The organism is Euzebyella marina, assembly GCF_014855515.1.
GTDB classification, from domain to species: Bacteria; Bacteroidota; Bacteroidia; order Flavobacteriales; family Flavobacteriaceae; genus Euzebyella; species Euzebyella marina.
In genome coordinates, this window is the sequence record NZ_JACYFK010000006.1 from 153,182 (window position 1) to 170,890 (window position 17,709).

Consider the following 17,709-nt stretch of genomic DNA (forward strand, 5'->3'; position numbering starts at 1 on the left):
ATTTGTTTCTTTTCTTTTTTGCGGATGAATGGCGTTTCGTCAAAATCACTTCTTAGCCAAGAAGTTTTGACTCAAAACTCCTACACTCTATCCTTTCTCGGCAATTCTTAAAATATCTCCAAAAACACCCCTGGCGGTCACCGCAGCACCTGCGCCGGCACCTTGTATGACTAAGGGGTTTTTGCCATACGACTCCGTATAAATTTCAATGATCGAATCGGAACCTTTTACCTGACCTAGAGCGCTTTCTTTAGGCACGGAAACCAATTTCACTTCCAAAATTCCCTTTTCTTTTTGAAGGTCACCATGCAGATCACCAACATAACGCAAAACATGTCCTGGTTTTTGGTTTTTCTTTATTTCGCTAAACTTAGCATCCAGGACATCTAAATTTTCAAGAAAATCATCCACCGAGCCTTCCCTTAAATCTTCGGGAATAAGATTATTAATACTGATATCGGAAAATTCATTGCTCAAATCTAGTTCTCTGGCTAAAATCAAAAGTTTTCTACCAACATCATTACCCGATAAATCTTCACGCGCATCGGGCTCTGTAAAACCTTTCTTCATCGCATCTAGTAAAATAGCGGAAAACGGTTTATCAGATTCTGAGAACGTATTAAAAATATAACTCAGCGACCCTGAAAACACCCCTTTTATTTGGGTGATGTTCTCACCCGAAAGATGCAATAGTTTAATAGTATCAATCAATGGAAGACCGGCCCCTACGTTAGTTTCATAGAGGTATTGCTTTTGGTGCTTACCTAGTTCTTCCCGTAGAAGTTGATAAAAATCAAACCCTAATGTATTGGCAATTTTGTTCGACGATACCAAATCGAAACCATTCTCGACAAATTCAAAATAATTGGCCACAAAGTCTTCATTGGCTGTGTTATCTACAGCAATTAAGTTTTCAAGATGGTTTCTCTTGGCATAGTCGATAACATCGGCATAGGTATAAGACACTCCTTTTTCCTCTAAAGCCGTTTTCCAAGTTTTAGGTATTCCCTTACGCTCTAGCAATACTTTTCGTGAATTGGCTACGGCAAATACATTGAGGTCAATACCCTTGCGCTTTTCGATGGTTTTTTTAGACCGCAGAATTTGACCAATCAATGTTCCGCCAACATTACCATGACCGAAGATGGCCAAATTCACCTTTTTGCTGATTCCGAAAATCTGGCCGTGCATGACGTTAATGGCCTTATGCAAATCTGATTTTTTCACGACCAAACTCACATTTTTCCCCGATACAGTATTGTTAAACAGTAACGGAACCACTTGATTCTTTATCAAGGCATTGAACGGGCGGTGAAAGGTGCTCAAATCTTGACCGACCACCGATATGACCGAAACTTCGTTTTGAACCGTAATCATGTTGATATCTCGGGTCTCATAGTCGCCTGCGAATTCGGCATCCAAAGCCTTTTTGGCCCTTTGCGCCTTGTTCGAATCAACTACTAGACCGATACCCCGTTCAGAAGAGCCCTGAGATACAATACTGACACTAATATTGTTTTGCTCCAACGACCTGAATATTCTCGCATCGATACCCACTTTGCCCAAGAGGCCCCTACCTTCTAAATTAATAAGGGAAACATTTTCGATGACGGATAATGATTTAATACCTCCTTTCTCGCTTTTTGCACTGATCAAAGTACCCTCGTTATCATCATTGAAGGTATTTAAAATGCGTAGCGGAATGTTCTTTTCAATTAATGGGATGATTGTCTTGGCATGCAAAATGGTCGCACCAAAATTCGCGAGTTCATTCGCCTCACCATAACTAAGATTGGCAATGCGCTTTGCATCGGAAACCAAATCAGGGTTTGCCGTAAAAATACCATCTACATGGGTGTAGTTTTGAAGCTCATCAGCGTTTAAAAAATTAGCGAACAAGGCAGCAGAATAATTACTACCATTTCTCCCTAAAGTAGTTGTATCACCTTTATCGTCAGAAGCAATGAAGCCAGTAATAACCGGAACCGTCTGCTTCTCCAAATGCGCAAAATGTCGCAATACATTCTCTTTTGATTGCGCTTCGTTCACGGCTGCATCCCCAAAGTTTGAATCTGTTTTCAATACAGTTCTTGAATCTAGAAACTCAGCTGAAATGCCTCTGCCTATCAAGAGCTTTGTTACCAATTTTGCAGAAATAAGCTCCCCAAAAGACAAAGCCTGATCCTTGATTTTCAAGCTGTAATCACCTAAAAGGGACACACCTTCCAACAGCTTCGCCAATTCTTTTAATTCATTGGAAAGATTGACATTCTTAAACGTATGCTGTTGGTATTTTTCAAAGGCCTCAAAATCTTTATGATAGTTTTGTCCTGAAGCTGCTTTGTCAAGTAAATTTTCAAGCTGGTCGGTGGCCTTACCTCGAGCCGATAGAATAACGGCTATATTTTCACCATCGTTTACCTTTTTGGTGATGATATCTAAAACGCGGCCTAGACCTTCGCCATTAGCCAACGATTTACCCCCAAACTTGAGTACTTTTAACCTATTAGACTTGCCGTTTCTCCTAAAAATGGGATCCAACAGCTGCTCCATTTGATCGAATTCGATTAAAAATGCATCGTGGCCGTGCAAAGAATGAACTTCGCCATAGGTTACATTACTATTGGCTTGAGCCAATTGCTTATACGTTTCTTTATTTTCTTTAGCTGTAAAGAACAGGTCAGAATCGACCCCAATGATGTGTATATTGGTATCGCTATTTTGAAGGTCGATAAAGTTCTTATCGCCATTTCTCATAATATCGATGGTCTTCAAAAGCTGGTTCATCAACTTATACGCCGAGAGTTGAAAACGCTCTTGAAGCTTTTCGCCGTGATGCATTAACCAACTTTCAACATTGAAAACCTGTAATTCTTCATTGGTACTTCGTTTAAAACGCTCCTTGAATGATTCAGGTGTTCTATAACAAAGCATTGCATGCATACGGGCATCATGAACCGGTTGTTTAGAATTGACCAAAAACTGTTCTTGAATTTGGCAATTGGCTATTAGCCAGTCGGTAGATTTCCAATCGGAGGCAACAGGAATCAAATGTTCTGTAATTCTTGGGTTAAGTGCTGCCATTTCCCAGGCGATTCCACCACCCAATGAACCACCGATTATTGCGTAAAGCCTTTTAATCTCCAGTTGCTCCAATCCTAAAAGAAAAATACGGGCCATATCGCCTGCCACAAAATCTTTATAGTTATCGATGACAAACTTGTCATGGCCATTACCAGGAATATTGAACGAAAGGATAGTGTATTTGTTCGTGTCGATACACTTACCTTCTCCAATAAGCGCAGACCACCACCCACCATCGCCGGTAACATTTGAATTACCCGTTAATGCATGGTTGACAAGAACAATCGGGGCACTGTGAAGCGCTTGCCCGAATAGTTGATAGGAAAGTTCAATATCTTGGGAAACCTGACCCAAGGTGATGTAATTATTTATTTTAAGATGATGGAGCATACCTCTCTTTAAAGTTGGCCCGACCAACATAGGGTCGGGCCATATTTTTATTATCTATTTTGATTACAGCGAAGCAAAGGCATTCGCCAAATCAGCTTTTAAATCTTCAATATCTTCTAACCCAACTGAAAGACGAATCAAATCTTGGCTGACACCGGCACCCAATTGCTGTTCTTCATTTAGCTGTTGGTGGGTTGTACTGGCCGGGTGAATAATCAAAGATTTGGTATCACCAATGTTCGCCAACAATGAAAATATTTTGGTAGCATCGGTAAATTTCTTTGCCGCTTCAAAGCCCCCTTTTATACCAAAGGTTACCAACCCACTTTGTCCCTTAGGCAAATATTGTTGGGCCAAGTCATAATACTCACTGCTTTTAAGACCTGGATAGTTCACCCATGATACCTCATCACGGCCCTCTAACCATTCGGCCAACTCAAGGGCATTGGTGCTATGTTGTTTTATACGTACATTCAAAGTCTCCAGACCTTGAATTATCTGAAATGCATTGAACGGACTTAACGCTCCGCCGAAATCGCGAAGGCCTTCTAAAATCAGTTTAAAGGTGTAAGAAGCCGCACCTAAAGTTTCATGATAGACCAAGCCATGATAACCGGCAGATGGTTCGGTAAATTCAGGAAATTTACCATTGCCCCAATCGAACGTTCCAGCATCGATAATGGCCCCTCCCAAAGAGGTACCTTGCCCGCCGATATATTTGGTAAGGGAATGGATAACTATGTTGGCCCCATACTCTATCGGATTTAAAAGAGCGGGTGTAGCTACTGTATTGTCAACAATAAAAGGAACCTTCGCAGCTTTAGCCTGTTCGGAAATAGCTTTCAGGTCCAATACATCTAATTTAGGGTTGCCCAAAGATTCGACAAAGATGGCCCGTGTATTATCTTGAACTGCCTTACCAAAATTTTCTGGATCACTAGCATCAACAAAGGTTGTTGTGATACCTAAACGTGGTAATGTTACGTTCAACAGATTGAAGGTGCCACCATACAAACTGCTGGAGGCCACGATGTGGTCACCTGCCTTCAATAAAGTCATAAGACCGGTTGAAATGGCAGCCGCCCCTGATGAAAATACCACGGCACCAATACCACCCTCTACAGCAGCTAAACGCTTTTGAAGAATTTCATTGGTAGGATTGTTCAAGCGTGTGTAAATAAAACCCAGCTCTGCCAAAGAAAACAGGTTCGCGGCGTGGTCTGTGTTATTGAACACGTAAGAAGAGGTCTGATAAATTGGCACCGCACGTGTACCACTTGTTTCAGCAGTATCATGGCCCGCGTGCAGGGCATTTGTAGAAAAGTTGAGCTCACTCATAGTTGTTGATTTTTAAGTTGTACGAATACTAAAAAATCCAAACCCTAGATGATTGTTCATCAAGGTTCAATTAAAAAGTTATAAGAAAGCGGAAAAATTACGGGAGTAATCTGTTGCGTTATCTGCCCCAAAATAATTTTAGGTTAGAACGTAGCACCTTCTCTACCTATTTTGGCAAAGGGTTGCTAAGGTATCAAAGGGTCTATTCCCTCCACCTTTCTTGATAACTATTCAATACGTGTTTGAACTTTTTGGAAAAACAAATATATGTACCGGAAATTAAAATTCCGCTTATTTCCGAAAAAAATTAGAGATTAAACAATTTCTTAACTTCTTCTACCCTATCCAGCTTTTCCCAAGTAAATAATTCTACCTCTTTTTCTACCTTACCGTTGTAAGGCGATTCAAAAACCTTGGTTACGGTCTGGGGCTCTTTGCCCATGTGGCCGTAAGCGGCAGACTCAAGATAAATTGGGTTTCTAAGCTTTAATCTTTCTTCGATGGCAAATGGGCGCATATCAAATAACTGAGCTACCTTTTTGGCAATTTCACCATCGCTTAAACCGATCTTTGATGTATCATAGGTATCAATGAAAATAGAGGTAGGTTCAACAACGCCGATGGCATAGCTCACCTGCACCAAAACCTCATCGGCAACTCCGGCAGCGACCAAGTTCTTTGCAATATGGCGAGAGGCATAGGCAGCACTTCTATCGACCTTGCTCGGATCTTTTCCACTAAAAGCGCCTCCACCGTGGGCACCTTTACCCCCGTAGGTATCAACAATAATCTTTCTACCGGTAAGGCCTGTATCGCCATGCGGGCCGCCTATCACAAACTTACCTGTAGGGTTGATGTGGTATTTGATGTCGTCATCAAAAAGCACCTGAATACTTTCCGATAGCTGAGCCCTTACTTTAGGTATCAAAATATTGATGATGTCTTTTTTGATTTTTGCAAGCATCACCTCATCATCGGCATCAAATGCATCATGTTGGGTAGAAACAACTATTGTATCGATTCTCACCGGTACATTATCATCTGAATATTCAATGGTCACTTGTGCTTTGGCATCAGGCCTCAAATAACTGATTTCGGAGCCCTCTCTGCGCAAATCGGCCAAGGTTTGAAGAATTTTATGGGAAATATCCAAAGCCAACGGCATATAATTTTCCGTTTCATTGGTAGCGTATCCGAACATCATTCCCTGGTCACCGGCACCCTGTTGTTCCTTTTCCCCACGATCCACACCTTGACTAATGTCTTGCGATTGCTCATGAATCAATGATATGACACCGCAAGAGTCTCCGCTAAACTGGTATTCACCTTTCGTATAACCGATTTTATTGATAACATCGCGTGCTATATTCTGCACATCTAAATAGGTATCGCTTTTCACCTCACCTGCCAAGACTACTTGACCTGTGGTTACCAAGGTTTCACATGCTACCTTACTTTCTGGGTCAAAAGCCAGAAAATGGTCTAACAATGCGTCACTAATTTGGTCGGCCACCTTATCTGGGTGCCCTTCACTTACTGATTCAGATGTAAAAAGATATGACATATACTTCTTTATTTTTTGAAGGATTTGAAGATATTCCTAAAGAAGTATGACAGGTAAAATAGCTGCCAACTGCTTTAGCATTTTTTATGTTGCCAGCGAACTAACCTTATTTTCGGTTGTGACAACAAGAGGTTGCAATCAGTCAAATCCTTCCTCTTTTTATAATCAGGGGCAAAATTACATCTTTAACCTAGAAATAAAAATTTTAAGTCAAAAGTGCGTATTAAAATTATCATAAGGATTTTTTAGAAACAATATTTTTACCTTGCACGGGATCCTTTGTATCTTGTGCCTTCGTATCTAGTATAGAGAAAATCTCAACTCAAAAAGCAACTAATCTATGCATATTGCAGTAGCCGGAAATATCGGCGCCGGAAAAACCACCTTAACAAGGCTTTTGGCCAAGCACTATAAATGGGAAGCCAATTTTGAAGACGTGGTTGACAACCCTTACCTCGATGATTTCTATACGCAGATGGAGCGATGGAGCTTTAACCTCCAAATTTACTTTCTAAACCATCGATATCGCCAGATACTGCAAATACGGGAGAGTGGAAAAAATACCATTCAAGACCGTACCATATACGAAGATGCGTACATCTTTGCACCCAACCTACATGCCATGGGCCTGATGACCAATAGAGACTTTAACAATTACAAAAGTCTTTTTGAACTGATGGAAAGTCTTGTACAACCGCCCGACCTTCTTATTTACCTGAGAAGCTCCATTCCTAATTTGGTCAAGCAGATTCATAAACGCGGACGAGAATACGAAAACAGCATATCAATAGATTATCTAAGCCGCCTTAACGAAAGGTACGAGGCTTGGATCCATGACTACAAAAAAGGCAACCTTCTAATTATTGATGTAGACGACCTTGATTTTGTGAGCAACCCAGAAGACCTCGGGTCTATCATCAACCGAATCGACGCGCAAATCAACGGCCTCTTTTAAATTTAGATAAAGTTATTTTCTTTGGCATGCTCAATTGCCTGCTCACTACTTTCTACAAGTAGAACGGGTGTGGTCTTGTAACCTTCGAAGAGGCCTCTTACGCGTTCCATTTTTTTCTTATGCGAAACGCTTCTTAAATAGATGGCAGCGATTTGATCGGGATAGAGTTCTGCTATTTCCTTATAAATATCGGCATCATGCTCACCGCTATCGCCAATAAGAATGAATGACAAGTTAGGATAGGTCTTTAAAATATTAAGTATTTCCTTTTGCTTCTGCGGCTTCTCACCCTCTACTCTTTTTCTTCCAAAGAAAGGAAAGCTACGCAAAAGAATGGGTCCTTTTGGGAAACTGTTCTGCTTTAGAAACAACTCTAGGTAGCGGTACATATTCCACGGGCTATGGCTGACATAAAAAATTGGGTTGGCCTCGTCACCAGACTTACCTTGATGCAGCATCTGGTAAAATTCGGCAGCACCCGCCAAGGGAGTCCGTTTTGCCACTGTTTTGAATACGGTATTGAAGATGACCTTCCATTTTAAAGAAGAAACAACACCAGTGTGTAAAATGGTATCATCAATATCGCTGATCACACCAAATTTTGCTCTCGAAAAAGGAATCAACATTTCGCCCGGAAATCGGTTTTGATGAAGAATTTCGCGTTTAAGAGAGTTATCATTAAAAGACACTTCATAAGACAACCAACCCTCAGAATTGGTCAACTCTCTTAAATCTCTCAAATCGGCCTTCATTTTAAAATAACCTGCATTATCGGTCTGCCCCTGAATCTTTTGATCATCGGGCAAGGTGATGGTTACCTTCGTATTTTTGACTTCATCGGTCTCGAATCTCTTGTAGGTGTTCCAGATTAAATTGAGTACCCCTTTTTGCTCTAAGTCTATTTGTTCATCTTCAAGCGCCCTTCCACGAGCATAAAAATGGCTATCTGTGCCATAACCCTGAAAACCGATTATCTGTAGTTTGTCTTTAGTACCGAAAAATGCCATAAATCAAAATTAGCGGCAAACCGCAAAAGAAGCGAACCCGATTCATTTAACAAATATCGTAATTCGACCAAATACTTTATGTGCAAAAAGTTCTTTCCCTAAATGAAAAGAGTAGTTGCCTCATTAGTGGTTTTATAAATGATAGTTACCATATAGTTTTAGATTATCAGAAACCCTAAAACGAAAAAGATGGAACCCAAGAAAAACCAAAATGTCGATATTAATCGCAACAGAAACTTGTATTTTTTACTTTCCCTGCTATTGGTACTTGCCATAACCTTAATGGCTTTTGAATGGAAAACTTACGACAAGACCTATGACTATGACATTTCGATGAACATTAGCGATGATTTGGTGGAAGATGTACCCATAACGATACATATAAAGACTCCACCCCCGCCACCTCCGATTCAGGCACCACCGATTATTGAAATCATTGAAGATGACGAAGAGGTAATGGAAACCGAAATGGCATCTACCGAAACAGACCAAAATGAGGAAGTCTTACAGGTCACGGACGTTGAAGTAATGGAAGTTGATGAACCTGAAACCATCCCATTTATTTCTATTGAGGAGGTGCCCGTTTTTCCGGGATGCGAGAAGGAAAAGGATAAAAGAGCCTGCTTTCAAGAAATGATGATGAAGCATATTAAAAAACACTTTAGATACCCCGAAATCGCACAAGAAATGGGGATTGAAGGAAGAGTAAGCACTATGTTCGTCATAGAAAAAGATGGCACTATCGGCGAAATTCAAATGCGGGGACCGGACAAAACACTGGAAGCCGAAGCAAAACGCATTCTTGACAAGCTACCTAAGATGACCCCGGGAAAGCAACGCGACCGTTCGGTAAGAGTACCATTTAGCATACCCATTACCTTTCAATTACAATAACTAAAGAGGCTGCCAAGGCAGCTTTTTTATTGGATATCGCCTGATCAATTTAGTTCGGAAACAACAAATAGTGCTGTTTTTAAGAAGAATGCATATTAGTGTTTGGCAAAAAGTTTGAGACAATCGAAAAAGTATCTTCTTGAGATTAAGAAGATCATATTTAAATTTCTGAATCCGACACCGCTTCATTTAATCGAAAGAGTCATACTTTCGCCCCCAATTTTTGATAGTCTAACCGCAAGTCCTCAAATTTGCATTCCTTATAAATCCCCCGAATGAGGCCAATTTTAGTATTGACGATATTCGTCGCCTTCATAAGTTGCACAGATAAGTATGCAGAATACAAAAAAGTACCTGATTACATTACAAAAGCTTCTCCTCTAGATTCTACATACTATCAGGCATACAACAAAACCTTACAATTATGGGATGTTGATTTTGAAGAATTGTATATACCTACCACCGATGGCATTGCCCATGTCATTGTAAGCGGCCCAAAAAATGGAGAGCCCGTGGTTCTACTGCACGGCATGAATGCCAGTTCTACCATGTGGTACCCCAATATAAAAGCACTGACCCAAAATCACCGCATTTTCGCCATTGACTTTCTATTAGAACCGGGCAAATCGCATCTTTACGACGATGTTGAAAGTGTTGAAAAGGTTACCGCTTGGTACAAAGAGATTTTATTTGTTCTAGAGCTTGATAGCTTTCACCTCATCGGAGCATCGAGAGGAGGATGGCTAGCGGTGAATTTAGCGTTGAGCAATCAACAAAAGATAAAAAGCATGATATTGCTGAGCCCGGCTCAAACCTTTACTTGGATCCGCCCCAGTTTAGATTTGTTCAAAAACATCGTTACGCTTCTCTCCTCCAAAGAAAAACAAATTGCACAAAGTTTGGAAAGCATGTCGACCAACGTATCTAACATTAGCGATACTTATTTGGAACAATACAAGCTAGGTTTGGAAAGAGAATCAGAGAACAAGTTCATAACCAATATGCAACCCTTTTCTACCAAAGAACTAGAGTCTTTACAAATGCCTGTTTTAGTTTTAATCGGGGATGACGATATTATCAATGAACGAAAAACTGTTAGAATTGCGAACAGATTGCCCAAAGGAAAGGGTGAAATCATACCCAATGCGGGCCATTTTTTATCCATCGACCAAGCAGCAGTGGTCAATGAGAAAATGACAGCATTTTTAGAAGAATAATTCTTAAAAAAGGCTACCAAAAAAAGGCATCTGTTCAGATGCCTTTTTTGTTTTCCGTAATAGTCAGAAGACCAAACCTTATTCTTTCGAATAATCTTTATAAATAGCTTCGTTAAAAGCGGCCCAATGGGCATCGGTCATTCTACCCGGTGTAAAAAGACATATTCCCGCGGCACCATTCTCCATCGATTCCTTAATGGCATCACCTAATTCTTCCGGTAAGAGTCCGTGACCCTCAGGGTCTTTCTCACTGGCCTTGTTCCATGGTCTTGGGCAAATAAAAAGACCACTATAGACGGGCGTATCACCTGCCGCTTTCACTTCTTCTTTTACCTGACTACCAATCCATAAGGTATTGGCCATATAAAAGTCATTGTAGTTCATTGGGTAATAAGCATCTAAACCCCAATTGTTCCATTCTTGACGAACCAGTTTTTTAGAAACCGTCGGGCCAGGGAAAACTGCAGCGTTAACTTTCTTACCTTTTTTATGAACGGCTTCCTTTATTTCATTCACCAAACCGGTGATTACGTTATATCTGTATTCCTTCCATTCATGAACCGTAGATGGATCATCAACTTTGGTGATATCGATACCACTTTTCTTTTTAAAATCAGAAGTACAGGTATCGCAATAGCAAAAATCATATTCTGGATATTCGCGATCTTGAATCAAACCGTACTTTTCCCAAAGCCCACGCGCCAAAATCACATCGGGAAAGCGTATGTAGTCTAAATGAATTCCGTCTACCTCATCAACTTCGGCAACTCCCGTATATAAGTCCTTTAAATACTTTCTAACCCCTTTTTTATTAGGGCACATAAATTTATAGTAAGAAGTATATGGCTGCACCTCATAGGTAGATTCTCCTTTGCCACTTACGCCATACCATTCCGGTTTAATTTTTGGGTCTCCCTGAATCATGGTCGGAATCCAAGTATGGAATTCCAAACCCGCCTCTTTCACGAACTTACCCACTCTTTTGTAAGTTTCTGGGTCGTGTCCACCGCTGTACATTAGGCCATCGATACCTTTTTCCTTAAAATCTGCAAATTGTTCTTGAAGTTCTTTATCTGTGGCTTTTCCCGGACCACCGACCCATGCATAAACGGGGACCTTGGTGGCCTGAGAATTGGCATAAATGGAAAGAAGTACTAATAGGGGAAGAAAAAGTTTTTTCATAAGTATGTTTTAAGGCTGCCAAATTTAAGCAATACAAAGGTTTTACTGCTTTTCGTCGGTCCTGTAATTTGGTATAATGTCGCATTATTACGAAACCACCATCCTACCCTTTGAAAAATATAAAAACCAAAAAGTAAAAGCCAAGTTTTTAAGAATTACCCACCCGTCGTAACCGGAATCATCAGAAATAAAAAAGGCTACCCGTAGGCAGCCTTTCTCACATGTTCAAGTTGAGGATGTTCACTTACGAACATCAATACTTTCAATAGTTATTTCTACATCAGAGCCTTTTTCAGTATTAGCCTGATTCTCAAATTCCTTTAACTGTTTTTTTACCTCTTCAGAACTACCGGAAAATGTTTTCTCTTCGCTGAACTTTTGTCCGTTGACCACTTTGGTATATGCAATGGTCGCTTCAGCAAGCCCGTCTTTCTGTTCGGTCTGCATCTCTATTTTTATCTCCTTTTTGTCAATATCGCCAGCCATTCCCGAAACGTCATTGGCTATACTAGGCGCAATTACCAATGCCACTACTGACATTAATTTTAAGAGAATGTTCAGCGAAGGTCCCGAGGTATCTTTAAAAGGATCTCCAACGGTATCTCCTACAACGGCAGCTTTATGCGCGTCGGTACCTTTTCTACCCTGTTCTTCAATCATTTTTTTGGCATTATCCCAAGCGCCACCGGCATTGGACTGAAATATGGCCATCAAAACCCCGCAAGTCGTTACACCGGCCAAAAGACCGCCCAACATTTCAGCACCGCCTAAAAACCCGACAGCCACAGGTACCGCAATGGCCAACAGACCAGGAAGTACCATTTCTTTAATGGAAGCCTGAGTTGAAATGGCCACACACTTTTCGTATTCTGCAAGACCATCGGCCTGATCAAAAATGGCTCTTTGTTCGGGTGTCGCCTTTGACATATCAGAATCAACTTGCCGCATTACTTCCAAGGCCGCTTTCAGCTGGGGAATATCCCTAAACTGACGGCGTACCTCTTCAATCATAGCCATGGCTGCCCTACCCACAGCATTCATTGATAGTGCAGAGAAGACGAATGGCAACATACCGCCCACTAATAGACCGGCCATTACCGTTGGTTTTGAAACATCGATGCCCGTAACGTTTGCTGTTTGCATGAATGCTGCGAACAATGCCAGTGCAGTTAAGGCGGCAGAAGCTATCGCGAAACCTTTACCTATGGCGGCAGTCGTATTTCCTACAGCATCCAATTTATCGGTTCGTTCTCTCACCTCACTAGGTAGTTCAGACATTTCTGCAATACCACCTGCGTTATCGGAAATTGGCCCGTAAGCATCAACGGCCAGCTGAATTCCCGTATTGGCAAGCATACCAACGGCAGCAATGGCAATACCGTAAAGACCGGCGAACATATGCGAAATAATAATAGCCGCAGCAATGATTAGAATAGGGAACATGGTAGACATCATTCCCACACCCAAACCTGCAATGATATTGGTTGCCGAACCTGTTTCAGATTGTTTTACGATGGAGTTTACGGGTTTGGTACCCGTTCCAGTATAATATTCGGTTACCTTACCTACTGCTAAACCAGCTACAAGACCGGCTATTACGGCATAGAACACACCCATGGCAGTGTAAGACTCACCTCCAAGGTTCCAGCTTTCCGGAAGCATCATGGTAATGAGAAAATAAGACGCCACCAACATCAAACCTGCAGAACCAAACTCACCAATATTTAAGGCTGTTTGAGGATTTCCGCCTTCCTTTACCTTCACAAAAAAGCTACCTACAATAGACATGATAATACCTATAGCAGCCAAGACCAAAGGAAGATAAACGGCCCCAAGACCATCAAATGCACCACCAAAAGCATCGATTTGCACAAAGGCTGCACCCAGCACCATCGTTCCTATTATAGAACCTACATAAGACTCGAACAAATCAGCCCCCATTCCGGCCACGTCACCAACATTATCTCCAACGTTATCTGCAATGGTAGCAGGATTTAAAGGGTGATCTTCAGGAATACCGGCTTCTACCTTACCAACCAAATCGGCCCCGACATCGGCAGCCTTGGTATAAATTCCGCCACCCACACGGGCGAAGAGCGCAATGGAGGAAGCCCCTAGAGAAAACCCGGAAAGTACGTTGAGTACTTCACCTATACTCCATCCTTGTCCGCTATAAATCATAAACAGACCGCTAAGTCCGAGAACTCCTAGACCTACTACACCGAGCCCCATTACGGCGCCACCTGCAAAAGCTACTTCCAAGGCTTTTCCTAGTGAAGTTCTAGCGGCATTGGTAGTTCTTACATTGGCCTTGGTAGCCACCTTCATGCCAATAAAGCCTGCTAAAGCGGAACAAATGGCCCCTACAATAAACGATACGGCCACCATTCCGTTAGAGCCTTCTTCGCTGCTGCCTTTAAAGAAAAGCAATACCGCAACGGCCACCACAAAAACAGATAAGATTTTATATTCGGCCTTAAGAAAAGACATTGCCCCATCGGCAATGTTTTTAGCGATCCTGGCCATTTTTTCATCGCCAACTTCCTGCTTGCCTACCCAAGCATTTTTCCAGACTACAAAAAGCAGTGCCAGCACACCGAATACCGGTAAAAACTTTACGATCAATTCCATTATTACTTTGGTTTAGTTAAAATAATGGCACCTAAAGTAGTAAAATAGAATTAAATAAAAAAAGCCCTATTATATCAATAATAAGGCTATATTCTAAGCGGAATTTTAACTATATCGTAAAAGTTCGCTTCTTTTTTAAATCACTATCATTATAGCGCTTCACGCACTCTTGATATATTTTTACGGCCTCTTCGGCATTGCCCCATCCACCGGTATCAACTTTCTTTTCCTCTAAGTCTTTGTAAACCTGAAAGAAATGCTCGATTTCCTTTAGTCTATGAGGATTCAAATCGCTAATATCATTGTTATTGCTCCAAATTGGGTCGGAAACGGGAACGCATATCAACTTTTCATCGGGACCTTTTTCATCGGTCATATGGAAAACTCCGATGGGCTTCACCTCCATCACTACCATGGGGTAAGTAGGTTCGGTACCCATTACCAAAACGTCTAGCGGGTCTCTATCAAGGGCCAAGGTCTCAGGTACAAAACCATAATCACCTGGATACATCATGGATGAAAAGAGCATACGGTCGAAGCGAATCTTGTTCAAGACAAAATCGTACTCGTATTTGTTTCTACTACCTTTTGGAATTTCTATTAAAACATCGAAAGTTATATTCGTTTTCTTTCCCATTTTTGTGGATTTGTTTAAAGCCGCGAAGGTACGAAAAATGGAAGCCATGAGGTGCTCGATGACCAAAAAAACGAGGCTTTTCAAGAAACAAATCCAAGGCTTTTAAATTTCAAGACATTTAATTGCAAATAACTTAGAAAACAGAGGAAAACACCGAAAAAAGTGCAGCATTCAAGAGGAAGCCTTATCGAAAAACCAGCCTTTAGAAATCGAAGCCGAAAGTTCCGGTAATACTAAAGGGTCGCGCATCTGGCGCATCAAGATAATTACCCCTAAAGTTGAAATCGATTCGAAGTATCTTAAAGATGTTTCCTATACCGAACGAATATTCATAGTACACCTTGTCATCAGGTGCCTGAAGCGGAGTATTGATGGCCGCCGGGGCGCTCAAAGCGATGTTCTCATCCGACAAGGTTCCCCAAACTCCTCGCAGACCAACTACTTCCCGAAGGTTTAGTTTGCGCAATAAAGGTATTCTTGCAAACAACCTTCCGTTAAAATTATGTTGGAGATGAAGGGCCACATAGGTGTCCGTTACAAATTCGTAAAAGTCGAGATTCGGAAAAGTACCATAGTTAGAAAAAAAAGTTTGGTTACCTGGTATAACATTTAATAACCCCAACGGAACGGCCCCGAAAGTCTTACCAACTTCTAAGGTGCTATATAGTCTACCAAAGCCCCCAATCTGCCATGGCTGACTATATGCAAATTGCACCTTGCTATAATCGAAATCACTACCAAATATACCCTCAGTACCTTTGGTGTAGTTCAAAAGCAACGTGCTATAGTTGTCATTGATAGTTCGTCTTTCAACCCCATAACCAATCGTTCTTTTACCGGGAGTGTAGATCAAAAGCGCATTAAAATCGAACTGCCTAATGGTTGATGCTATACCAGATGGCTCTTCCGGGTCAATATAATCGAGACTGAAATCGTCAGGCAAGGCGGAGCTTAAAGTTCTAAAAGTACCCCCTACCCCAATACGAAGATTGGTAATAGGTTCCATCTCAAAATCAAGCTTACTGAGGTTAATATTGGTCAGGCGATTGTTCGCACCAACTGTCACCAATGACGAGGAGGCAATACTACGGCCCAATACATCATTAGTCGCCGTTAAGCTTACCCCTAATTGCTCAATATCCCTTCGGTTACCACCGGAGATAATCAACCGAGATTTTTTATCTAGTAGAAACTTGCCCGAAGTGCCGTACTTGAACTTTTGATCACTAAAGCCATAGGCCATATACCCTTCAAGCCTCCACAGGTCGTTTTCACCAAAATAGGTTCGGGAACCCAATCTCAAACGCGGGCCCTCTGCTTGGTTATAGCCAAAAACGTCATAGACCGAGCCGACATCCATATTCCATTTATCAATCTCAACGTAGCCGGAACCTAGAATACTGACAAGATTATAATAGGACTTAAATTTAGGCACGGTTTTTAGGGTGTCCAACAACTGGTAAATGCCCTTCTCATCTTTATTTAAACTCTCAAGACGATTGTTCGACCAAAAAGAACTATCCCTGTTTTGCACAATGGGATCGTAAGGGTTACTTTCTGTCTTGTAAAAGTCTCGAGGGTGCTTTTTATCAAACTCATAATTACCGTACACCGTGGTACGCTTACCATACACCCCTCGCGACTTCTCTTTTTTGCTAAAGCTGAAATCACTCATCATGTAATCACGCTTCAACAAAAAGACAGAATCATTGACTACCTCAAAATCTTGCTCAATGTAAATTTCTTTAACCCAGTTAATATTGGCACTTTTAGTTACCTCAAGATTAATGTTCTTAATGGCATAGGTTGAATCGTTTACCCAAAAATCACCTTTGAAAGTAAGCTCGTTTTTTCTTCGGGGATAGTATACAATGTTGTAACACCATTTGTTATCGATAAAAGCACTATCTCGTAAGGCATAGTTATACGTATCGACCCCTGTTCTTGAAAGCGGACTGGTAAAGCTCTTATCAAAAAATTTCAAATAGTTGTCATAAATATCATAGTCTTGATACAGATCGGCAATAAACCCAATGATGGCCTGGTTGTTATCAAAGCCAGAGTTCTTATTGCCCAAAACATCTTCTTTTTCTTCAGATATGACATTATCACCATAAACCTTCGAGAAGGTTTCGTTCAAGAAAATGGGCAAATAAGTCTTACCGGTGATTCTAGAGGTATCTAAATCTTGAAACACGAATTCGAGGCCCTTGAAAATCTTTCTTTTCATCAAGGCACTATCGATCGTATTGAGATCGAACTCTACTTTTTCATATTTATCGTAAGCGTATTGCTTGAACTGACGCACCCCGTTCTGACGCTTCTTTGCCCAGATTTTTTTTAGAATCTCAACTGCGGGATTGTTCTTTTTCGATTGTTTTCCGGCGAAGACCACCACTTCCTGTAACTGTTCGCTCGACTCTTTGAGCTGAACTTTCATATTGTAGTTGACTTTTTGGGTCAACGGTATCAATAGGTCTTCATAACCTATAAAGGAAACTACCAACGTATCATGCGTGGTATCTGACTCTAGATAAAAGCTACCGTTATCATCGGTAATAGTGCCTTCGTACGAATTTTTAAAAAGAATATTGGCAAAAGCCACCGGATCATTGTTTTCATCAATAACCGAACCTCCGACCTTACTCTGGGCAGTAGCAACAAAAGCAAACAAAAGTAAAAGGGGTAAAAGGAGTCTCTTCATTCACATACGATTCTCGCAGGGGGTATAAGCAAATAGTATACCATAAAAAAAGCTTCGCCGGCCACAGGGCCGACGAAGCAAAAGTACCTTTACAAATTGGTATAGC

At 41.2% G+C, this 17,709-nt stretch carries 11 protein-coding genes and 1 riboswitch; of the genes, 3 read left to right on the forward strand and 8 right to left on the reverse strand.

Annotated features, from left to right (window positions below; genetic code table 11):
* Nucleotides 1–87 precede the first annotated feature (87 nt).
* The 3 genes from thrA to metK all read right to left on the reverse strand — a co-directional run bounded on the left by thrA (nt 88) and on the right by metK (nt 6,376).
* Complete coding sequence (gene thrA, locus IL356_RS19200) at nt 88–3,474, reverse strand: bifunctional aspartate kinase/homoserine dehydrogenase I (protein WP_121847882.1); 3,387 nt, start codon at nt 3,472–3,474, stop codon at nt 88–90.
* A gap of 63 nt (nt 3,475–3,537) precedes the next feature.
* Nucleotides 3,538–4,812 (reverse strand): O-acetylhomoserine aminocarboxypropyltransferase/cysteine synthase family protein, encoded by a 1,275-nt coding sequence (locus IL356_RS19205; RefSeq protein WP_121847881.1) that lies wholly within the window; start codon nt 4,810–4,812, stop codon nt 3,538–3,540.
* Between the two features lie 115 nt (nt 4,813–4,927).
* Nucleotides 4,928–5,042, reverse strand: a riboswitch (SAM riboswitch).
* Between the two features lie 77 nt (nt 5,043–5,119).
* The gene (gene metK, locus IL356_RS19210) at nt 5,120–6,376 is read right to left on the reverse strand and encodes a methionine adenosyltransferase (RefSeq protein ID WP_121847880.1); all 1,257 of its coding nucleotides are present in this window, start codon (nt 6,374–6,376) and stop codon (nt 5,120–5,122) included.
* 340 nt (nt 6,377–6,716) lie between these two features.
* Between metK and IL356_RS19215 the strand changes: the two genes are divergently transcribed.
* Complete coding sequence (locus IL356_RS19215) at nt 6,717–7,331, forward strand: deoxynucleoside kinase (RefSeq protein WP_121847879.1); 615 nt, start codon at nt 6,717–6,719, stop codon at nt 7,329–7,331.
* Between the two features lie 2 nt (nt 7,332–7,333).
* On the opposite strand, the gene IL356_RS19220 is transcribed toward IL356_RS19215, so the two are convergent.
* Nucleotides 7,334–8,338, reverse strand: coding sequence for an App1 family protein (locus IL356_RS19220; RefSeq protein WP_121847878.1), 1,005 nt, complete (start codon nt 8,336–8,338; stop codon nt 7,334–7,336).
* Nucleotides 8,339–8,527: 189 nt separating this feature from the next.
* Between IL356_RS19220 and IL356_RS19225 the strand changes: the two genes are divergently transcribed.
* Nucleotides 8,528–9,232 carry an energy transducer TonB gene (locus IL356_RS19225; protein WP_121847877.1) on the forward strand — a complete coding sequence of 235 codons (705 nt, stop codon included), beginning with the start codon at nt 8,528–8,530 and terminating at the stop codon, nt 9,230–9,232.
* Between the two features lie 275 nt (nt 9,233–9,507).
* The gene (locus tag IL356_RS19230; RefSeq protein WP_121847876.1) at nt 9,508–10,449 is read left to right on the forward strand and encodes an alpha/beta fold hydrolase; all 942 of its coding nucleotides are present in this window, start codon (nt 9,508–9,510) and stop codon (nt 10,447–10,449) included.
* 78 nt (nt 10,450–10,527) lie between these two features.
* Here the strand turns inward: IL356_RS19230 and IL356_RS19235 are convergent, their stop codons facing one another.
* From IL356_RS19235 to IL356_RS19250, 4 genes are all read right to left on the reverse strand, one after another.
* Entirely contained in the window at nt 10,528–11,631 is a 1,104-nt protein-coding gene (locus IL356_RS19235; RefSeq protein WP_121847875.1) for a glycoside hydrolase family 10 protein, read from the reverse strand.
* A 240-nt stretch (nt 11,632–11,871) separates the two neighbouring features.
* Complete coding sequence (locus IL356_RS19240) at nt 11,872–14,262, reverse strand: sodium-translocating pyrophosphatase (protein ID WP_121847874.1); 2,391 nt, start codon at nt 14,260–14,262, stop codon at nt 11,872–11,874.
* Between the two features lie 109 nt (nt 14,263–14,371).
* Nucleotides 14,372–14,899 carry an inorganic diphosphatase gene (locus tag IL356_RS19245; RefSeq protein ID WP_121850614.1) on the reverse strand — a complete coding sequence of 176 codons (528 nt, stop codon included), beginning with the start codon at nt 14,897–14,899 and terminating at the stop codon, nt 14,372–14,374.
* Between the two features lie 202 nt (nt 14,900–15,101).
* On the reverse strand, nt 15,102–17,603 hold the full coding sequence (locus IL356_RS19250; protein ID WP_121847873.1) for a DUF5686 and carboxypeptidase-like regulatory domain-containing protein: 2,502 nt from the start codon (nt 17,601–17,603) through the stop codon (nt 15,102–15,104).
* Nucleotides 17,604–17,709: the final 106 nt, after the last annotated feature.